The organism is Streptomyces sp. CBMA123, assembly GCF_014596465.1.
Taxonomy (GTDB): domain Bacteria; phylum Actinomycetota; class Actinomycetes; order Streptomycetales; family Streptomycetaceae; genus Kitasatospora.
In genome coordinates this window covers 22,635-42,599 of sequence record NZ_MECK01000224.1, presented here as the reverse complement: position 1 = coordinate 42,599, position 19,965 = coordinate 22,635, and the positions used below count along the sequence as shown (strand labels likewise).

Genomic DNA, 19,965 nt, shown 5'->3' with positions numbered 1-19,965 from the left:
CGCAGCTTGCGGCCGGCGGGCCAGCGGGAGCCGCGGGCGTGGCGGTGTACGGCTCTGGGCGGCACGTTCAGGAGGGCCGCAGCAGGCGGATCGCCCTTGATTTCCCCGTGGCCGATCGCCCTGGCCTCCGCCCCCATCACCAGGCGTCGCTGACGCACATTCAGGTGTGGGAGGAGCGCACCGAACTTCACCGCCAACGACCCCTCAGGCCCCTCCGTCGCACTCCTAGCACAATGATGGCCTCAAGAATGGGAAGCGATGGATTACTTCTCTGCAAGCCCTAAGTTGCGGTCTCCAATAAAGGGGCCCCTACCGTCGAAGTCAGGAAGCCAAAACACCCCGGTGCTTCAACCGAAGGGGCCGCTGCCGCCCCTCGCACAGAGCCTTCTCGGGCCTGCCAGGCAACCACCACCCGGCCGCAGACACCTGTGCTGAGCCCTGCCTACGCCTGAGGGAAGGAGCCAGCGTGAAAGCCAAGATCCGCGCCGTGCTCGCAGCCACAATCCTCGCTGCCAGTCTCACCGCCACGCCCGCCGCCCAGGCCACCCCGAAGTCCGAGAAGACGGCGCCGAGCAACTGCCCCGTCCTCATGTTGTGCTTTTACTCAGGCCCGAACTACACCGGTAAGGTCACCACCTATTACGACCAGGCCATACAGGGCCTGTACCAAGATGCGCAATCGGTGTATAACAACATGTTCCTATGCGGGCGGCCGTCCCGGCCTGCTGGGCCGGGACGGCTGGGTCTTGCGGGGCGGGTCAGCCGGTGACGGTCTCGGCGTGCCGGGTGAGCGCGTCCAGAAGCGCGGCCTGGTAGTCGGTCAGCTTGCCGTCGGTGCGGGCCTTTTCCTGCTTGCGCAGCCAGGTGCCGGGGCGGAAGGTGGGGTCAGCCTCGCCGCCGGTGCGGTTGGCTGCGTCGGTCAGGGTGCCGCCGGCGGTGAGGTAGGCGAGCAGACGGCGGTAGGAGCGGTTCCAGTCCGGCTCCAGGCGCCGGAGCTCGTCCAGCGCGTCCAGCTTGGCGACCTGGTCCGCGGTGAGGCCTGCGGCCTTGCGCTGGCGGCGCATCCACGCCCCCACCGCGTAGTCGTCGAGCTTCGCGGTGGCTGGGATCGCGAGGTGGCCGTGCTGGTGGTGGAAGGCGGCGGCGTAGGCGTGGCCGCGTTCCCAGGCGTTGGCGTGCTTGGACCAGATCATGCCGAGCGCGTCCAGCTCGGAGATCCGCGCGGGGTCGAGCAGGTGTTGGCCGTGGAGGTGGCGCTGGCGGGTGAGCCAGGAGATCAGCTCGGCGTGCTTGGTCTTGTCGGTGGGGTCGAGGTGGCCGTGTTGGAGGTGGAAGACCGCCGCGACGGCGTGCATGCGCTGCCACTCGACCGCGCGCAGGTTGAACGCGCGGAGCTTGACGGTCTGGAGGATCCGGGCGGCGTGCTGCTTCGCGTTGATCCGCAGCCACTCGATCGGCGACTCGACCGGGGCCGGCTGCTGCTCGCCCTCACCGGCCTCGGCGGCCTCACCCCATCCGCCGCCGATGCCTCTCCCGAGGCGGCCTCCGCCCTCACCCACCAACGCGGCCGGGACCAGCCGGACACAGAGAAAAAGGCACAGTGCAGCGACCGGACACACCGACCAACGCCCCGCCCACCCCCACCACAACCACCACCAGGCAGGGACCCAGGAAGGTAAGCCGGCCTGGTGAGACGCTGTCTCGGCGCGCCCCACCAGCGCAAACAGCCGAGCAAGCGGGACCGGAGCCGGGCGCCGAACCGAACCCCGAACCGAACCCCCGACCGAACAGCCTGGGCCCCTGTACGCGGGCAACCACTCGGTCGGGCAGGCGGCATCACGCCCGGCGGCGGCGACATCGCTCGTGAACGTGCCGCAGGCCGGACACGCTCCCGGCGCCGCCGACACCCCCAGCCCGGCCAGCAGGCGGAACATCAGCAACGTCCGCGCGCACTCCTCGCAGCCGAGCAAACCGGCACCCAGCTTCGGGCACACCTCCACCCCGGCCGAACCCGAACTCATCCATGCCCGGGTCCAACGACGCACCACCCAGCCAAACCCGGGGCCGGGCCGTCACCCGCCCACCCAGCCGGGGCCACAAAGGCCGCCAGCTAGCACATGCATGCGCAAACACCTGTCACGACCAAGATCACTGTTTGGTGGGAGCTCCGTGGAACGGCGTTGGATCCAGCTCAGAGCCGGGTAGAGCCGTACTCGCGCTCAGGCCGAGCGGATCACTACATGCCGTGACTGAGGCTGACTTTTTTTCGGATCAACGGAGCGGGGCTATCAGGTGCCTCTATACGATCACGGAACTGCCCTCTGCTACGTGATCTCGGAGAAATCTCATGCGCATACGTAAGACCCTGGCCGCAGGCCTCGTGACCGTCGCGAGCGCCGCCGCGATGACCGTCGCGCCCGCGGCGCACGCCGGATACCCATTCCCGTACCAGTGCCAGTACACCAACTACAACGACGACTGGACCTTCAACGGGGGCTTCGGAACCGCCCCCGGCGAGACCATCTGCGTCACCAACTACGAGCTTGCCATGCAGAACGACGGCAACCTCGTCATCTACAACAACACCGCCACCCCGATCTGGTCCTCGGGCACCTGGAACCACTCCGGCGCGACCGCCAAGTTCCAGCCCGACGGCAACCTCGTCATCTACGGGTACGGCGGCAGCCCGGCGCTGTGGGCCTCGGGCACCTACGGCAACTCGGGCGCGACCCTCAAGTTCCAGCAGGACGGCAACCTCGTCATCTACGGCGCCGGCCACCAGCCCCTGTGGAACACCGGCACCTGAGACGGGCCTCAGGGCTCCGCGCCGCCGCTCAGCGACAGCGCGGAGCGCTGAACTCGCGGCTCGGCTCGGCGATTTTCGTAAAGAAGCCAATACCACCACCCCCCCGGGTCGGTAGTCGGGGTCGCCAGCCGCAGATGCCGGCCAGCACCGCCACGACCCACTGCGGTCCAAGCGAATCCTGTAGGTATGGGGCAGACCCCGTGCGATGTACCGGACGTCCACCAGCCCGGCCCGCCGCCCATCACGCCTACACCGCCGGCACCGGAGACCAGCAGACCGCGGCGCAGCTGGCGGCCTGCGCCCGGGTCTGCGAGCAGACGGGCGAGGACGGCTCGGCTCGGGCGTGGGGGCGGCGATGGAGGGCGTTCCCGCGCCTGCTGGCGGTCCTGGTCGGCACAGCGCGGAGTGCGCTCGGCGGTGACGGACCTACGGCTGGCCGCCGAGGAGAACCCCGCCGTCGCCGAGATGCTCGCCGCCATCCCCGCCGGCGCCACCCGCATCGAGGACCTCGTCCAGCGCGGCCATCAGCTCCCGCTTGGTCGGGGCGGGCAGCACCAGCGGACCCAGGTTCTTCTCGGTGTGGGTCTGCTCGCACTGCGGGCACTCCAGCCGGTTCGGGTCAGCCTGCTCGGTCAGCTCCAGCACCGAACCCTCCCGGCCACCATCCGAAGATGGTATGCCCTGGCCGGGATGCTCGACGCGGGCTGGGACCCGTGGCGGGCCGAGGGCATGGTCGAGCTCTATGGCCTTTACGCGGCCGGCCACGCCTTCGCTGTCAGCCCCGACGTGGAGAAGCTGAGCGGCTGGCGGTTCGGCGGGGCGCATCGCTGCACCGCGCTGCACGGGTAGCAGCGTGCAGCGCTGCACGGGTAGCAGCCGGTTGCAGCGCCACCATCGTGCAGCGCTGCAACCGGCCGGCCGTTCTGCAGGACGGCCGGACAGGACGGGCTCGCAGGGTGCGACGGGGATCGCACAGGCTCTGACCTGTGACGGGGAGTATCGGCGAGGCGAAACTCACCAGCCGTGCGGGGCGGAACTCACCGGCAGCCAGCGGGCCACAACCCCTACAACCCGCACAGGCATGACCCAGGCCGGCAGGACCCGTCGGCGAAAGGTTTGGCGGGGCGAAAGCGGTACCTTGAGGGGGCGAAACTCACCGAGCGTACGTGACCTTGATGGTGCTGGCGAGTTCACCGGGCATGACGAACGTGACCGTCCTGCCGGTGGTGGGCGAGCCAGTGGCCGAGGACCAGGAGCAGCGGGAGCGGGAGTACGCGGTGAACGTGTTGCTCGCTGAGGCGGGCGAGGTGGGCCGTGTGGCGGCGGGGTGGGTGCGCGAGCTGGCGGCCCGGCAGGCGCAGGAGCGGCACCGCATGGTGCTGGAGCGGGCCGCCGCCGTCGAGCAGGCCGCCGGCCGGGACAAGACCTTCACCGGCCCCGCTCTGCGCGGCCATCGCCGACCGGCTGACCTTCCGCTTCACCCTGATCGAGACCGGCACCGAGTCCTTCCGCCTCCAGGCCACCGAGGCCGAGCACAATGCCGCCCGCTGACCAGCGCGCCCGGGCCGGGGCCCGCATGCTCGACGCTGTCGAGACGGCCGCCGCCCGCCTCGACAGCGTGCCGGGCCCACTGTTCGCCGAGGAACGGACCGCGCTGGCGGCCTACGAATGGGTCGCCGGCCACTGCTCCCACAGCCCCATCACCGGCGTCGCCGCCCTGGCGCGACCGGACGACATCCTCATCAGGGCCGAGGAACGCGCCGCGCGCACGATGGCCATCCACGAGAAGCGCCACGGCGGCGTCCGCCGCTTCGCCACCGGTGGCGCCCACGCTCTCGCCTGGGTCCTCGGTGAAAGCGACGACCAGCCCTGAGGACTCGCCAGGGGTGTAGTCGATCTGGAGGACGGCCAGGTGCTCGTCGGCCAGGAGGCGGGCGGCGGTCTCGGCGACGTCCTGGGCCGCGGCGCGGATCTCGGCCTGACGGATGCGCAGGCGGGTGATGTGGGCGCAGGTGCCGCACAGGGCCCGGCCGTCGGCGCCCGGGGTGGTGGGGGTTTCGGGGTGGGCGCCGCAGTCCTCGCAGGTCCGGGTGTTTGTGGTACGGCGCGCGCCGGCCGCGAGGAGCTGCGCGGCGGTGGCCGCGGTCGGGACGGACTCGCGCACGTCGTACAGGTCGAATTCGCCCTTCCGTCCGGTGCCGGGGTTGCGGGTCTCGATGGTGGCGCGGACCGGGCCGGCCGCCTGGCGCGGCAGGTCCAGCGCGGCGAGCTGGGTCCTGGTTCGCAGATGGTCGGGTACCTCGCCCCACCGGGCGTAGGACGGGACCGGCCTCACGGATTCCGGCATGTTGGTGCCTCCCCTTTTCTCGGCTGTGCGGTTCAACGGCGGCCGCCACCGGATGGTGGCGGCCTGGCCAGGCCACGCTGAGGTGCGGTGAAGAACGGGTGCCGATCGCTGCGGGCGGCAGTCGGATTTCGAGGTCGGAACCGTGGACAGTGCTTTCGCCGTCTCGGAGCCTGCGGCGACGAGAGCGGGGGATTGATGTCTTTGGACCATGCTGGTGAGGCGAAGACTGGGCTGGTTGAGGGCATCGGGCTCGGTTGCCTGCCCGTTGTCGTGGGGCTGGCCGCTGGACTGGCCGCCCTGTACACGGTCCACATCCAGATCCCGGACACCCTGTGCCCCCCGCCCGGACCCGGAGAGTACGATCCCGGACCCGATCCGGACTTCATCACCCCGCTGTTCACCGGCCTCTTCTACCTGGTGGTCTACAGCGGCGTGTTCGTGGGCGGCTTCTGGCTGCCGCGGTTCTTCCTCCGGCAGCGCTGCTGGGCCCCGATCGTTGCCGGAAGCCTGCTCGCCTCGGTCCTCCTCCTGGGAGCCTCCACCGCAGACCTGCTGTTCAGTGTCGCCCCAGCGCACGGGCTGCGGTTCCACGTCGCACTGACGGACGGCATCCGGTTCTCAGGGCCTTGCCCGCCCAGCCCTCACTGGTAGGGCTCAACTCACCTTAGAGGCCGTTGTCTTTCCGAGAGTCATGGGTGCGTTTTCGCTGGTCAGGCATAGTGCCGGTGCCTCGGCGGGCAGAGACGGGGTGTTGTGTCGTCTCTTCGGTGGAGGTGCTGGATGCCGTCGGTGATGGGGCTGCTGGAGGAGCGCGAGCGTGTCGCTCGGCAGCGGGTGGAGGCTCTGAAGGCCGAGCTGCGGGAGGCGGAAGCCGCGTGGGAGCGGTTCGTGATCGCCCGGGAGACGGTGGCCGAAGTCCTGGCGGAACCCCGCGCAGGTGAGGAGGCGCCGCCGGTCGTGGTTGCGGGTGAACGGCTGGCGCGCGTCGCCGCAGCGGTGCCCGGATCGGTCGTGCCCGCGTGGAGGGAAGGCCTCGCTCTCGATTCGCTGGCGCCGGACTACCAGCGACTCGTGGAGGTCCTGGCCGGCGGCCGGGAGGTGATGGACTGCCGGCAACTCGCAGCGACACTCGGGCTGGAGGTCGTTGCGGCGAAGGTCGGGGGTGTGCGGTCGAAGGTGAAGCGCCTGGCCGCGCGGGGCTGGCTGGCCGAGGAACGTCCGGGGATGTTCAGCGTGCTTGCCGGGCGAGTCGGCGGCTCATGACCATGCTCATCGACCAGCGGATCATCGCTTCCGAGGTGTCGGTTCGGCCTTCGTAGTCGCGGGCGAGGCGGCGTGAGTGCATCAGCCACGCGAACGTCCGTTCCACCAGCCACCTCTTGGGCAGCACCACGAAGCCGGTGGTGTCGTCGGTGCGTTTGACCACCGCCAGTGCGATCCGCAGGATGTCGCGGGCGATGTCGACCAGGCGTCCGGTGTAGCCGCCGCCGGCCCACACCAGCGTGATGCGCCAGTACCGTTCGCGCAGCCGTTCCAGCAGCGTCCGGCCGGCCTCGCGGTCGGTGACTGATGCGGCGGTGACCATCACGACCAGCAGCAGGCCCAGGGTGTCCACCACGATGTGCCTCTTGCGGCCGTTCACCTTCTTGCAGCCGTCGAATCCCCGGCTCGCGGCCGGCACCGACGCGGCCCCTTTCACCGACTGGGAGTCGATGATCCCGGCGGTCGGCTCCGGATCACGGCCGGCGGCCTCGCGGACCCGGTCCCGCAGCCGGTCGTGGAACTCGGCGACCAGGCCCCTGTCGCGCCAGCGCCGGAAGAAGGCGTAGACCCGGTCCCACGCGGGGAAGTCCGCGGGCACAGCCCTCCAGGCGATACCGCCCGCGACCAGGTAGCGCACAGCATCGACCAGCTGCCGGCGGCAGTAGCCCTCCGGCCTCCCGCCCCTTCCCTCCAACCAGGCGGGCACCGGCATCGCGTCACGCACGACGGCCCACTCCGCGTCGCTCATGTCGGAGGGGTACCTCGGACACCTGTGCGGCCGGTCCCCGGCGTTCCCGAACCGATGAGCGAGGCAATCACACGACGGAGCAGAGGAGTTGGACGACAACGACGCGGGCACGGAAGACTGCAGCACCAGGGGCCTCCTGTTGCTCGATTGGATTCGACACCCACGAGCTGTGCGGGAGGCCCCACTTTCATGCCCAGCCAACCAGAAGATCACCCAACCGAGTCGACAGCCTCGAACTCACGCCCACCAAGATCGATAGAGCAACGGCCGCTCAGGCCTGGGTACCGTGCCGGTTCGGCGCACTGGCGGCACTGCCCGGTGTTGTGCTGGCCTCCTGGACTGCACCGGTCAGCCCGCCCGGCGCACCGCTACAGCGGACGTCCTCACGGTTTCACCGATCTGCGACAGCACTCTTCGGCGCGAAGGCGCCACCACTCTTCAGCGAGACCAAGCCCTGACCAGCACGAAACCGGAACCAATCACTGAAAACACGTGACGCCCGGACACTGCAACCCAAACGTCGTTCATCATCCGCCTTGTGGTTGCTGGGATGTTGGCCCATCCGACGCCCTTGGAGAGGGGCCTGCGGCCCTCGGGAGGCGCCTCGGGGCCACCTGCCCGGCTCGGGGCTCCCCGGCCCCGGTGGCGGGCCCTCGCGAACGGCCCGCACGGCGGTCCCTGACGGGCCCTCAACCGAGAAACAAAACCGGCTATCCGGAGCTATTCCGGCAGTTCTTCCAGGGCGTTTTCGGAGTTACGTACAGCTCTATGCCACCGGTCCGCAAACGAGCGCCGGACAGGGACAAACAACCTCGCGGCAACCGTCCGCCCCGGCCCTATCCGGCGACACTCACGGCGGGAATACGAGTTCCCTTCCCCTGTCTTTCAGGCCGCAATCTACAATCACCGCTCGGCGCGGCGGGCAGAAAGCCCATTCAGATAAGCCGGAAATGGGCCTACGGCCCTCACCACCGACACCACGACCGCCAATCCAGGGCGCCCGCAAAATCCCGCACGACGTCAACAAACGCGATTCCCGCGGCAGCACCAACAAACCGAACACCAAGCCAGGGACGACGGGGCCTGGACGGCGGCCCGGATAGACCAGGACGGGGCGCAGCCCCGCGGGAGGCGGGCAGGACGCACCCCGGAGACGGCCGGACAGCCCAAGGGACCGGGACAGCCAGGACGGCGGCCGGGACGACGGCCAGGACCGGCCCCCAGGGCCTCCAAGGGCACGGGCCTGGACGGCGGCCCACCGGGCCTACCGGACGCAGCGGGACGGCCTGGCGGCCGACCAGGGCGCAGCAACGCGGTGCGGCGGGGCGCGGCACAGGGCGGCGCGGGCGAGCAGCGGGACCCGCCGAGGCCGGCGGAGCGGGCAGCCGGTGCAACACGGCACCGCAACACGCCCGAGCGGGCGCAGCCCTACATCGGTTGACTCCGCACTCAGGGGCTGCCGCCCATCCGGCTGATGAGCCCGTCTCTGGTTATTCCGTGCTCCTGGCCCCAGGCCACGAGGCGGTCCAGATCGACGGGGTCGGGCAGCTCGTGCAGCGCTTCCTCCGCCTCCTCCGAGTATCCGGCTCTCTGCAGTGTGGCAATGACTTCGCTCCGGCTGTATTCCATGATGATCATCTCGCTCGCCGAAACCCCCACACCTCTACTTTCGGCCTTGCCGCTGACAAAGTCACGAGGGCCCACCCGCCCCCGCTCCCGGCCACATAACGCCTGGTCAGACCCGCGACACAGCCCCGTACACCCCAGCGTTGCACCGCGTTGCACCCCCGCCACCCCGCCGCCGAGCACCACCACCAGCACAAGCCCGGCCCGACAACAGCCGACGCCCCGCCGCACCGGGCCACCCCGGACAGCGCCCCCCGGGACGCCGGCCAGGACCACCGGCACCCGGCGGTCGGCAACCCCGGCAAGCGGCCGACCCCCGGCAGTTCGGCGCCCCCCGGACGGCACCCGCCCCGCGGCCCGGCTAACGCCCTTCCGCTCCGTGCCTTTCCTGTGCTGCCATACCGGGCTCCCGCGGCAGCCGCGGGGCGGGCTGCCGTCCGGGGGCTGCCGGACCGCCAGGCGTCGGCCGCGGCCGGTGCCGCCGACCGCTGGGTACCGGCCGCTCCGGGCCCGCCTGCTGCGACAGCCACACCGGACGGGACGAGGCCCAGACGACGGCCCCGGGACGGCGGCGGCCGAGCAGGGCGCAGCAGGCCCGGACGACACTGGGCCCGACCCACAGCAAACCGAACACCAACCCCCAGCCACCGCAATTCCGACCCGAGTTCAGACCACCCCCGACAACCAATCCGCCAAAACAACCAAACTGAATTACCGGCGGAATTCACCCCCGAAAACAACCCGCAACACCGAGCCCACCCCCCAGCAACCCCACCCAGCCACCACACACAGTCGCCAAACCCCGCCAGCGCAAACCCTGGCCCGCACCCCAGCAGGTCCAACCAAAGGTCCAGACAATCAGCCATCCAAGGCCATTCCACGCCCGCCACAACCAACAGGTCACACCTGGAGCTACATCAGGAGCCACAGCGAGAGCTGCATCAGGAGCCCGGGAAGGGCCGTTCCCGGACCCCGGACGGCGCCAGCACCCCGGCAGTCCCTTGGGCCGGTGAACGAAGCGCGGGGGCCTGCCAGGGTGTCAGCGCCGGCGGCGGCCTCCCGGCGGCTGGTGGGAGGTCAGCGCATCCACTGCTCGGTGGTCGGCGTGGGCGGCTTCGCCGGGGTGAGGGACTGGTCGGCGCAGCGGGTGACTGGAAGTCGCGGACGCCGCACTCGGGGCCGCGGTCGAACGCCACGACGTACGGGAACGGGCTCGGGCGGCGCCGGACTCGTGTGAGAGGGCGGTACGTGACGTGATGTCCGTTTCGGTGCCGCCAGATCGTGTGACTGTGGAACCTTGCGTCACTTGAGGATCTCCAGCATCCGGTTCCCGAGGACCGCGGCCGAGGCCGGGTTCTGTCCGGTCACCAGGTTTCGGTCCTCGACCATGTAGGGCTCCCAGACCGGACCACGACTGAACTTGACCCCGACCTTCGCCTTCACGTCGGTCTCCAGCAGCCATGGTGCCTTGGCGGCCAGTCCGACGCCATCCTCCTCCTCGTCGGTGAAGCAGGTGATGTTGTGGCCCTTGAACGGCGATTCACCGTGGATCCTGGTGGCCAGCATCGCGGCGGGACCGTGACAGACGATGAACAGCGGGTTGCCCGAGGCCAACTGCTGGGTCAGCAGCCGCCCCACGTCGGCGTCCCACGCCAGGTCTGCCATCGGACCGTGACCGCCCGGCAGGTAGACCGCGTCGTAGTCCTCCAGGCGCACGTCTGACAGCTGCAGCGGTCGACGCATCACCTCCGCGGAACGGATGACGGCCTCCAGCTCCAGGGCGCTGTCGTTTCCGCCGACCATCTCGGGACGCAGGCTCATCATGTCGACGGTCGGAGTCACACCGTTCGGCGTCGCGACGACGACGTCGTGACCGGCGTCCGTGAGGATCTTGTACGGGTTCGCGAATTCCTCGGCCCAGTAGCCGGTCGCGTGCCGCGTGCCGTCCTTCAACACCCAGTAGGTGGCTCCGCTGACGATGAAGAGCACCTTTGCCATGGCAGAAATCCCCTTTCGGGCGCATGCCAGGAGTGGTTTCGGCGGGATGCCCCACGCAACCGACTCGCCCCGCCGGTGATCTCTCTCCCCACCACAACCACGCTAGGCAGCTGCGCCGACCGCACGCAACCCGCGGCTCCGTCGGCGGACTCGGACTCGTCTCGCGCCGTCGGCGGTGGTACCCTCGGCCGCGGACGCATCCGGTCACACGTCCAGGACCACGTCGGTCGGCTCGGCCGGCCGGGCCGCGGCCGGGGGCGTCGAACAGCAGATGAGCGCGCTTCCTCCAGCGGGGGTCCCGGGACTGCGGGGCGTACTCGACGTGGCCGCAGGTAGAGCAGCGCGTCGATCTCCGCGACGGTCATCTCCTCAGACCCGAGGAGAGTTCACGATCTTGTCCCCGGCCCGCACCCGCCCTTCGGTCAGCACCCGCATGGAGAGGGCCCGGGTGCCGATGGGACAGCAGCAGGGCGGCCATCTGTGGCTCGCCGAGCCGCAACCCCACGCGGTAGCACGTCAACCGGGGTTGGTTGACTTCGACGACCGCACCGCCGATCTGGTGGCGGTCACCGATGCACACCTCGTCGTCGGCGAGTCGGTCCACGGTGAGGTTCTCGCCGAACTGGCCGTACGTGAAGTCGTTCCGTTCCAGGGAGTCCTGCCAATGGCGGTAGGAGCTCAACTGGTGGACCAGCACGGCACGCTACTCGCCGGCGTGCCCGGCAAGGTCACCTTGGCCGTCGCCGTCCGGGTCGACCCGGCGCGCCATCACGGGCCCGGCGACGGGGTGCTTCCAGATGCCGCTGCGGGTGGTTCTGCCGTGCCAGGGGACGCCCCTCGGCGTGCCGACGTTCACGGCGATCAGAGCGGCCATGACCTGTGCTCCTCCCACGCTCGGCAGGGCGGTGCGTCCAGCGTCGTGCGGTCGGCCGCCGGCCGTACCCGATGAGCTCCACGCGGGCGCCGGGGCTCGGCCGGACGTAGGGTGAGAGCCGGTGGGCGCAGTCGTCGTGCGTGGCCCGCCGTGAGCCGGAGACTTCCAGCGTGAGCACCTCAGCTTGGACATGCCGATGAGCTCGGAGAAGAAGGTGGCAATCGTCACCGGTGCGTCACAAGGCATCGGTGCGGCCCTCGCTGACGCGTACCGCGGGCGTGGGTACGCCGTCGTCGCGACCGCGCGGTCCATCCCCTCGTCGCACGATGCGGACGTGCTCGCCGTGCCCGGCGACCTGAGCCGGCCCGGTACCGGTGCACAGATCGTCGAGCAGGCGCTGGATCGCTTCGGTCGGATCGACACGCTGGTGAACAACGCCGGCGTCTACATGGAGAAACCGTTCACCGACTACACCGACGCCGACTACGACCTGGTGACCGGCGTCAACCTGCGCGGCTTCTTCGACGTCACGCGCAGCGCCATCCCTGCGATGATCGCCGGCGGCGATGGCGGGCACGTCCTGTGCGTGTCGACGTCGCTGGTCGACCGCGCCAACGCCCGCATACCCGCGGCGCTCACCTCGCTGACCAAAGGCGGCCTGGCCGCAGCGACGAAGGAACTGGCCATCGAATACGCGGCGCGCCGGATCCGCGCCAACGCCGTCTCACTCGGCGTCATCCGCACTCCGCTGCACCCGGACGACCCGGGCGGCACGCTCGCCGCGCTGCACCCGCTCGGGCGGATGGGCGAGATCGAGGACGTCGTCGAGGCGGTCATGTACCTCGAACAGGCCTCGTTCGTCACCGGCGAGATCCTGCACGTCGACGGCGGCCAGAGCGCCGGCTTCTGAAAGAACCGGGATCGGGAGTGATCGACTCATGCGCACGCGCAAGCAGCTGACTCCGCTCGGCGCCGTCGGTGCGGGTCTGGCGGCGGGAGTGATCGGCACCGTCTGCATGGACACCGTGCGGTTCCTGCGCCAGCGACGAGCCGGCGGCGAACACAACGCCCTGCATTGGGAGTTCGCCCCGGTTCGCAGCTGGCAGGAGGCGCCGGATCCCGGCCAGGTCGCCAAGCGCCTGGCCGAGGCCTTCACCCAGAGCGAGCTGCCGGACGGCGCGGCGTTCCCCGTCAGCACGTTCATGCACTGGGCCTACGGAGTAGGCAACGCTGCCTTCTACGGCATTGTCAGCGCCTCGCTGCGCAAGCCCCACGTCCTCTACGGGCTCCCGTACGGCGCGCTCGTGTGGCTCAGCGGATACGTGGTACTTCCGATCGCGGGACTCTACAAACCCATCTGGACCTACGATGCGAAGACGCTGGGTGATGATCTGACCGCCCACCTCGCCTACGGCGTCGGCACGAGCAGCGCTTTCTGGTTGCTGAGCAGGGCTTCCGTGTTCTCGCGGCAACTGTAGTCCGCGATCCGCGGTGACGGCGTGCCGATCGTCACCGCCGAGATGACTTACCGATAGGGCCCGGACTGGACCGGACCTCGGTGCCCGAATGCCGCTCGCCCGGTACAACCTTGCCGCCGGACCGACCTTCCTCGTCCGCGAGGGACCGGCCGCCCGCAGCCACGACGGGTGCGCGAGGTCCGCCAGTCGTTACCCATCTCCTGACGGCGCCTCACAACGCGATTCTGGCCGAGCGGCCCAGGCCAGTGCCGGCGTTCGGTGACTTGCGGCGACAGCCCGCGAATCTGTCAGGAGGGTGATGCCGTGAATACCTCGTCGCGGGCGTCGGCCGCCGCCGCCCGTACCCGGGCGTCCAGCCGCAGGTACTCCTGATAGAACGCCTCGTACGCGGCCACCGGGTCGGTGTCCACGGCGGTGAAGAAGGCCCGGGTTGTGCTCTCCATGGCGGCGAGGTGGCCCAGCATCGCGGCCCGGACGCCCTCCGGCGCCGGTGCCGGCTGCTCCGGGACCGTGCGGCCCGCCGCCTCGGCGGCGGCCTGGCCTTGGCCTTGGCGCGGGCCGTCTTCGACTTGCACGAGCGGGAGCAGTGGAGGGTGGGCCGGCCCCGGCCAGACTCGGCAACCGGCACCGGCTTCCCGCAGCCCGGCCGCACGCACACCGGCGCGGCCGGCGTCTCCGGCAGCACGTGTTACTTCAACGGATAGTTTGCGAGTCCGGCTTCTGCGACCTGGGGTTGTGACTTGTAGTTTGCGAGCTGTTGCGAGCGTTAACTTGCGAGGAGTTGTTCGGCGGTGGTGGCTCTCGGTGACTGTGATGCAGTGCGGTAGTAGTCGACAGCAGTTCCGCTCGACGGCCGGTTGCCCGGTCCGGTCAGCACGACAACTGTCGCTCGCTGGACCGGCGAGGAGTCTGACGGCTGGTGCCCAGTTGTCGGCGTACACGGGTAGGTCCCGTGTACGCCGACACCAGTCAGCACGCAAGCGGTCGTCAACTCGGCGCCTCGTGTCGCCGCCGACTGGCGAGTACGAAGTCGCGGTACTCGTCCTGGGCATGATTGACCCAGCGGCCACGAACGGCTCCAGCCACGGAGCCGGGCCCGCAGCCGCCACAGCACACCGTTGAACGCCTGGCGGCGGTCACGCCACGGACGGCCACGTCGCCCCTCTGCGGCAACAGGGTCCCATCCGCTCCCATGCGGCGTCCGCCAACTCGCCTCGCCCTGCCGCACGACCAAAATCAGGTACGCCTGCGGGGGCTCGGTGCGGGCAGGAGCCTGCGCAGTGCCTTCGGGTCGCGTGCGGTGCGCTGGACGGTGCCATCGGGGCGGACCAGCGCCGCTACGGTGCGGCCCCGGCGGAGCCAGCGGTGCAGGGCGGTGCCGGGTGAGGCGGTGATCAGGACACCGCCGCGGTCCTGGACCTCGGCCCGCAGCGCCGGGGTGACGGCTGCGGAGGTGACCAGCGCGAAGCGGCCGGCGGCCAGGTCGTCGAAGCGCCGGCCGTCCGGCAGCTGGGCGTTGGGGCACAGACGTCCCGCGAGGCCGCGCCCGAGCCGCCTGCGGTCCACCAGGGTCGAACGGCGCAGGGCCGGGGTCCGGCTGTCGAGGATGCGGTTGCTCAGACCGGGAACCAGGTGCAGGTGGGGTGCGAGCATGCGGCGCAGCGCGCTGCCGGTGTCCCCGCCTGCGGTCATGGCGGTGCCGACCAGCTTCGCCAGGGTGATCATCGCTCGGGTGTGGGGCTTGCGTTCGGCCTCGTAGCTGTCCAGTACCCGTTCCGGGAGACGGCCGTCGAGGACGGCGGCGAGCTTCCACGTGAGGTTGGCGGCGTCGCGCAGGCCCGCGCCCATGCCCTGGCCGATAAAGGGCGGGGTGAGGTGGGCGGCGTCGCCGAGCAGGACGACGCGCCGCTCGCGCCAGTGGTCGGCGATCTGGGCGCGGAAGGTGTACTCCGCCGTGCGCATGATCTCCAGCTCGTCCGCGGGGACGTCGCCGGTCCAGGGCCGGATGAGGGGGTGCAGACGGGTCATGTCGCGGTAGTCGTCGGCGCTTTCGCCGGGCAGGAGCTGGAACTCCCAGCGGTAGCGGCGTTCGCTGATGCGCATGTAGGTGGCCGCACGTACCGGGTCGCAGACCTGGTGCACGCCTTCCCACTGGTGCAGGTCGGCGTCGGTGGCGGCGTCGACGACCAGCCAGCGTTGTGCGAAGGCCAGGTCGTGCATGGTGGCGCCGATCGTCGAGCGGGTCAGGCTGTTGGCGCCGTCGCAGCCGAGCACGTACCGGGCCGTCACGGTGCTGGTCTCGCTGGTGCTCCGGTCGGTGAGCCGTACCCGCACCGGGCCGCCGCCGGACTGCTCGACCGCGGTGACGTCCACGTTGCCGCGCAGGGTGACGGTCGGGTGCCGTTCGAGGTTGGCGCGCAACAGCGCCTCCAGTTGGGGCTGGTCGAACATGTTGGCCTCGGGGTGGCCGTGTCGCCCGAGGTCGGCGCCGCGCCGGAACTCGGCCAGTACCCGCAGGTCGCGGTCCAGGAGCCGCAGGCCGTGGGCGGGGCGGGAGATGGCGGCGAACTGCCTGGCGATGCCGAGTCGGGCGAGCAGCCGGTAGATCTCGTCGTCGAGGTGGACCGCCCGCGGCAGCGGATAGACCGACTCCCAGCGGTCCAGCACGAGGGTCTCGATGCCGTACTGGCCCAGCAGGGTCGCCGCGGTCAGCCCGGTGGGGCCGGCGCCGATCACGGCCACCGGGATGGTGTCGGCGGTCATGACGCCACCGGTCCGGGCGTCACCGGGGACCACGTCCAACGCAGGGCGTACTGGTCGAGGACCGCACTGATGGCCTCACGGTCACCAGTGCCGGGGTCGACGGACACGACGACAGACCCGTCCTCGACCGCCGCGTCGACCTCCACGTCGTGGCCATGACCGGCCAGGGCCTCTGCGACGGCGAGCCGGGCGGCGTCGGACCGCAGGGCGAGCTTGTAGGGCTTGCCGACGTCGGTCACCGGCAGCGCGGCGAGGACGGTGACGGACTTCGGTGCGGCCGCGCGTTCCGGGACGCGCTCGGCGGCCCACTGGCGGAGCTCGTCCTCGCTCACGTCCGTCTCCGGGGCGAGGGTCACGTACGCCACCGGGACCTCGCCCGCGTGCGGGTCCGGGCGTCCGACCGCGCCCGCGCCAGTGACGTGCGGGTGGGCGAGCAGCGTGTCCTCGATGACGGCCGGGTCGATGTTGTGGCCGCCGCGGATGATCAGGTCCTTGGCACGTCCGGCCAGGCGGACGAACCCGTCGGCGTCGAGTCGGGCCAGGTCGCCAGTGTCGAGCCAGCCGTCCACGAGCTTGCCGAGGCCGTCGAGGACCGGACGGCCCTGGGCGTCGCGGCCGGTGACGTAACCGGCGAACACGGTCGGGCCGGCGATCGCCAGCAGGCCGGTCTGCCCGGCGGGCAGCTCCGCCCCCGAATCCGGGTGGACGACCTTCACCCGCTGGTAGGGCATCCGCTGCCCGACCGCGCCGGGGCGCGGCGCGTCGGGGAAACTGCGGGCGCTGGCACAGGTGGCCTCGGTCAGGCCGTAGCCCTCGATCAGCGTCACCCCGGTGTGGGCCTCGAACGCGGTGCGGACGGCGTCGGGCAGCGGCGACGCGCCGACCATGGCGTACCGCAGGCTGCTGATGTCCGCCGCGCCGACCGGGCACTGTGCGAGTACCTGGTAGACGGTCGGCACGGCGCTCATGGCGGTGATGCCGTAGTGCTCGACGATCGACCAGAACTCCCCGTACAGGGCGGGTTCGCGGTAGCCGAGCGGCCCTGCCCACACCACCTGCTGGCCCTTGAACAGCGGCGCGAGCAAGGTCACCACGAGGGCGTTGACGTGGAACAGGGGCAGGGCGGCGAAGACCACCGCGTCGCTGTCGAGCATCGAGTTGGCGGCGATCATCCAGGCGTTGACGACTTCGCTTTCGTGGGTGTGGGCGGCGAGCTTCGGGGTGCCGGTGGTGCCGCCGGTGTGGAAGAACGCGGCCAGGTCAGTCGGCCGGGGCGGTTCTCCCGTGAATGCGGACGCGTCCTCGGCCTGGGCCAGGTCGGCGAGGTAGGCGATGAGTACCCCGTCGATCCGGGGCAGCGGCGCGGGATCGCCGACTGCCGTCGTGGGCCGAAGCACCAGGACCGCGTCGAGCGCTTCGGCCAACGCGGGCAGCTTCGCCCAGACGTCCGGGGCCAGCTCCGGGCCCGCGGCGACGAGGACCCGGGCGCCGGAGCACTGCAGCAGCTCGGCCAGGTGCGCGGGGGCGAGAGCGGCGTTGAGCGGCGCGGCGATGCCGGCGAGCTGCGCGGCGAGTGTCGCGGGGATGAGTTCGGCGCAGTTGGGCGCCATCAGCGCGATCGGGGCGCCGCGGCGGACCCCGAACCGGTGCAGGACGTTGGCATAGCGGTGCACTCCGGCCAGCAGGTCCGCGAAGGTGTACCGCAGCGGCCCGCGCCACCGCTCGGCGTCGGGGAGCACCGTCAGGGCGGTGCGGTCGGGCCAGAGCCGCGCGGCCCGGGCCAGCAGGTCGTAGGTGGAGGCAGGAAGGTCACGGGCCTCAAGCGGCACCGCCTCGATCGTGGCCAGGTCGGAAGGGGCGGCGTACTGGGGCCACAGCAGTTCGCTCACCGGGCGTACCTCACCGTCGTGCGCTGGCGGCCCAGGTCGAGCGTGCCGTCGTCGGTGGCGACGGCGGCCTCCACCAGGTCGCCGTCCCGCAGGTACTTGGGATTCTTGGCCTGGGACTTGAAAAACAGCCGCCACTTGGTCGCGGCCGGCAGCAGCGAGCCCAGGATCTCGACCGGCTTGGGCGGCGCGCTGAGCGCGGTGCCGACCGGGGTGCCCGTGAGCAGCAGGTCGCCGGGGTCCAGCCGTTGGAAGCCGGTGAGCGCCTGGAGGGCCTTGAGCGGCCGGTGGATCATGTCGGAGGCGGGCATGTCCTGCCGTAGCTCGCCGTTGACCCACAGGCGCAAACGCAGTTCGGCGAACCGGCCGAGGTCGCCCTCCTCCAGCAGCACCAGCGCCGGCCCGGTGGGGGTGAAGGTGGGGTAGGACTTCGCCTCGTAGAACTGGGTCTTGGGCAGTTGCAGGTCCCGGGCGGAGACGTCGTTGGTGACCACGAGGGCGGCGACGTAGTCGGCGAGGTTCGCGGGTGAGACCCCGGTGCCGACCGGGAGCGGTGCGCCGAGGACAAGGCCGATCTCCACCTCGTAGTCGAGCAGCCGCACGTGAGCGGGCTTGACGATGTCCTGGTAGGGGCCGCTGATCGACCCGGACGCCTTGCGGAAGAACGCGAGGGGGACGCTCTTCGGATCAAGGCCCGCATCGGCCGCGTGCGAGACGAAGTTCGCCATCTGGGCCACGACCCGGCAGCCCGGGGTGATCGGGGAGAGCACCGCGAGATCGGCGACCGGCACGCCGGGGTCGGCGCTCTGCGCAGCGGCGGTGACGGCGTCCCGGTCCGCCAGCAGTTCGGCGGTTGTGGCGGCCGCGGTCCGGACTCGGACGGCGCGCTGGTCGCGGACGGCGTACCAGCCGTCGGCGGTGCGCAGGACGTTGACGCTCATCGGTTCATCGCTTTCATCAGTCCCAGCAGGCGGCCGGGGTCGATCTCGTTGTCGGCGCGCAGGGCGCGCACGACCTCGCGGATCAGGGCGGGGGTGGGGTTGGCGCCGAGGAAGTCGCGGGTGGCGGGCGGGCCCCACTGGGCCAGGCCGCCGGCGGACATCGGAGCCCAGCCGGGTTCCAGGTCGCAGTCGAACAGGTCACCGTCAGCGAAGTGCTCGACCATCAGCCTGTCCGGGTCTCGCCAGTAGTCGAAGAGCTGGCTTCCCTGGATGTGCCGGCCGATGCCCCAGCTGCGCTTGTAGCCGCGCTCGGCGAGGTACTGCCCGCCGGCGGCGATCGCGTCGAGGTCGGTGACCTGGTAGGCGGAGTGGACGTAGCCGGTGCGCGGGCCCAGGTGCATCGCGAGGGTGTGGTGGTCGACCGGCGTGCTGCCCTGGTCGCAGCGGATGAACGCCATGGTGGGCCCGCGTCCGCGCTGGCCGTCCAGGAACAGGAAGTCACTGACGATCAGGCCGAGAGTCTCCAGGTACCAGTCCAGGGCCCGGCTGAACCTCGGCGTCTCCAGCACGACGTGGCCCAGCCGCTGGATGCGGGCCGGTTCGCGCGGCGGGCGCTGGGTGGCATTGGTCCGGGCCCGTTCCCCGCCGAAGTTGAGCAAGAGCGGGGGCTGTTCGGGCAGGGCCGGGAGCTGCTCGGTGCCGTGGACGACGCGGACCGGGAAGCCGGACGGGTCGACCAGGTCCACGACCTGCCCGCCGCCGAACTCCCCGAGGTCGCGGACCGGACGGCCGGTGGCTCGCGCCAGGCGGTCCAGATCCGCGCGCTCGGCGGCCCGAAACACCGGCCCGAGGAACCGCGAGGTGCGGCCGCACCGCAGAACCACGCACGCCGAGCCGGGCAGCGTGCCGCGCAGGTACAACGCCTGGCCGGTACGCGCGGCGACGGCGAAGCCGAAGTCGCGGGCGAACACCTCGGCGCGGGCCAGGTCGGGCTTCTCGAACTCCAGCCAGGCCAGGTCCGCCACCTTGATCACGGGCTGCCGGGCGCGGCCGGGGTGCTCCCCGCGCAGCGCCCCGTGCTCGCTGTGCAGGTCCTGGTGGGCGGTGGTGTGCCCGGGCGGGCGGGCACGGTCCTTCGACATGGGGGCTCCGTCAGGGGTGGCTCACACGGACACGCTTCTGATGAGAAGCTCTGAACTGATAGAAGAATCAGTCTTGCCGGAGCAATCGTCAAG

General features: G+C 70.8%; 19 protein-coding genes and 1 pseudogene. 9 read left to right on the top strand and 11 right to left on the bottom strand.

Features of this window, described 5'->3' with window-relative positions:
* Positions 1–466 precede the first annotated feature (466 nt).
* A complete protein-coding gene (locus BG452_RS24175; RefSeq protein ID WP_188306465.1) occupies positions 467–769 on the top strand; it encodes a peptidase inhibitor family I36 protein in 303 nt (100 codons plus the stop codon).
* On the opposite strand, the gene BG452_RS47230 is transcribed toward BG452_RS24175, so the two are convergent.
* Positions 759–1,559 (bottom strand): helicase associated domain-containing protein, encoded by an 801-nt coding sequence (locus BG452_RS47230; RefSeq protein ID WP_188306464.1) that lies wholly within the window; start codon positions 1,557–1,559, stop codon positions 759–761. The two genes, BG452_RS24175 and BG452_RS47230, sit on opposite strands and share 11 nt — an antisense overlap.
* A 788-nt stretch (positions 1,560–2,347) precedes the next feature.
* Between BG452_RS47230 and BG452_RS24165 the strand changes: the two genes are divergently transcribed.
* The 6 genes and pseudogenes from BG452_RS24165 to BG452_RS24140 all read left to right on the top strand — a co-directional run bounded on the left by BG452_RS24165 (position 2,348) and on the right by BG452_RS24140 (position 6,416).
* A complete protein-coding gene (locus BG452_RS24165) occupies positions 2,348–2,806 on the top strand; it encodes a hypothetical protein (protein WP_188306463.1) in 459 nt (152 codons plus the stop codon).
* A gap of 417 nt (positions 2,807–3,223) precedes the next feature.
* The gene (locus BG452_RS24160; RefSeq protein WP_188306462.1) at positions 3,224–3,655 is read left to right on the top strand and encodes a hypothetical protein; all 432 of its coding nucleotides are present in this window, start codon (positions 3,224–3,226) and stop codon (positions 3,653–3,655) included.
* Between the two features lie 563 nt (positions 3,656–4,218).
* A pseudogene (locus BG452_RS45920) lies at positions 4,219–4,357 on the top strand (AAA family ATPase); the annotation flags it as partial.
* Positions 4,358–4,382: 25 nt separating this feature from the next.
* Positions 4,383–4,679, top strand: coding sequence for a hypothetical protein (locus BG452_RS24150; RefSeq protein ID WP_188306460.1), 297 nt, complete (start codon positions 4,383–4,385; stop codon positions 4,677–4,679).
* Between the two features lie 744 nt (positions 4,680–5,423).
* Positions 5,424–5,804, top strand: a complete 381-nt coding sequence (locus tag BG452_RS24145) for a hypothetical protein (protein WP_188306459.1) — start codon at positions 5,424–5,426, stop codon at positions 5,802–5,804.
* 129 nt (positions 5,805–5,933) lie between these two features.
* Positions 5,934–6,416 carry a hypothetical protein gene (locus BG452_RS24140; protein WP_188306458.1) on the top strand — a complete coding sequence of 161 codons (483 nt, stop codon included), beginning with the start codon at positions 5,934–5,936 and terminating at the stop codon, positions 6,414–6,416.
* On the opposite strand, the gene BG452_RS24135 is transcribed toward BG452_RS24140, so the two are convergent.
* The 5 genes from BG452_RS24135 to BG452_RS45910 all read right to left on the bottom strand — a co-directional run bounded on the left by BG452_RS24135 (position 6,382) and on the right by BG452_RS45910 (position 11,662).
* Positions 6,382–7,164: an IS5 family transposase gene (locus BG452_RS24135; protein WP_188306457.1), complete on the bottom strand. Its 783-nt coding sequence runs from the start codon at positions 7,162–7,164 to the stop codon at positions 6,382–6,384. The genes BG452_RS24140 and BG452_RS24135 overlap by 35 nt on opposite strands.
* A gap of 1,449 nt (positions 7,165–8,613) precedes the next feature.
* Positions 8,614–8,802: a hypothetical protein gene (locus tag BG452_RS24130; RefSeq protein WP_188306456.1), complete on the bottom strand. Its 189-nt coding sequence runs from the start codon at positions 8,800–8,802 to the stop codon at positions 8,614–8,616.
* Positions 8,803–10,092: 1,290 nt separating this feature from the next.
* On the bottom strand, positions 10,093–10,788 hold the full coding sequence (locus BG452_RS24125; protein ID WP_188306455.1) for a type 1 glutamine amidotransferase domain-containing protein: 696 nt from the start codon (positions 10,786–10,788) through the stop codon (positions 10,093–10,095).
* A 361-nt stretch (positions 10,789–11,149) separates the two neighbouring features.
* A complete protein-coding gene (locus BG452_RS45915) occupies positions 11,150–11,485 on the bottom strand; it encodes an MOSC domain-containing protein (protein ID WP_317621199.1) in 336 nt (111 codons plus the stop codon).
* Positions 11,486–11,491: 6 nt separating this feature from the next.
* Positions 11,492–11,662, bottom strand: coding sequence for a hypothetical protein (locus BG452_RS45910; RefSeq protein ID WP_223242656.1), 171 nt, complete (start codon positions 11,660–11,662; stop codon positions 11,492–11,494).
* 196 nt (positions 11,663–11,858) lie between these two features.
* Between BG452_RS45910 and BG452_RS24115 the strand changes: the two genes are divergently transcribed.
* Positions 11,859–12,572: an SDR family NAD(P)-dependent oxidoreductase gene (locus tag BG452_RS24115; protein ID WP_188306454.1), complete on the top strand. Its 714-nt coding sequence runs from the start codon at positions 11,859–11,861 to the stop codon at positions 12,570–12,572.
* Positions 12,573–12,600: 28 nt separating this feature from the next.
* Positions 12,601–13,140: a hypothetical protein gene (locus BG452_RS24110; RefSeq protein ID WP_188306453.1), complete on the top strand. Its 540-nt coding sequence runs from the start codon at positions 12,601–12,603 to the stop codon at positions 13,138–13,140.
* Positions 13,141–13,427: 287 nt separating this feature from the next.
* Here BG452_RS24110 and BG452_RS24105 read toward each other — a convergent pair whose 3' ends face one another.
* The 5 genes from BG452_RS24105 to BG452_RS24085 all read right to left on the bottom strand — a co-directional run bounded on the left by BG452_RS24105 (position 13,428) and on the right by BG452_RS24085 (position 19,872).
* A complete protein-coding gene (locus BG452_RS24105) occupies positions 13,428–13,715 on the bottom strand; it encodes a hypothetical protein (RefSeq protein WP_188306452.1) in 288 nt (95 codons plus the stop codon).
* Between the two features lie 661 nt (positions 13,716–14,376).
* On the bottom strand, positions 14,377–15,903 hold the full coding sequence (locus BG452_RS24100; protein WP_188306451.1) for a bifunctional 3-(3-hydroxy-phenyl)propionate/3-hydroxycinnamic acid hydroxylase: 1,527 nt from the start codon (positions 15,901–15,903) through the stop codon (positions 14,377–14,379).
* Positions 15,900–17,792, bottom strand: a complete 1,893-nt coding sequence (locus tag BG452_RS24095) for an acyl-CoA synthetase (protein ID WP_188306450.1) — start codon at positions 17,790–17,792, stop codon at positions 15,900–15,902. Before BG452_RS24095 ends, BG452_RS24100 begins: the two co-directional genes overlap by 4 nt.
* Entirely contained in the window at positions 17,789–18,730 is a 942-nt protein-coding gene (locus tag BG452_RS24090; protein ID WP_188306449.1) for a fumarylacetoacetate hydrolase family protein, read from the bottom strand. Before BG452_RS24090 ends, BG452_RS24095 begins: the two co-directional genes overlap by 4 nt.
* On the bottom strand, positions 18,727–19,872 hold the full coding sequence (locus tag BG452_RS24085; RefSeq protein WP_188306448.1) for a VOC family protein: 1,146 nt from the start codon (positions 19,870–19,872) through the stop codon (positions 18,727–18,729). The genes BG452_RS24090 and BG452_RS24085 overlap by 4 nt, the downstream gene beginning before the upstream one ends.
* Between the last annotated feature and the right edge of the window lie 93 nt (positions 19,873–19,965).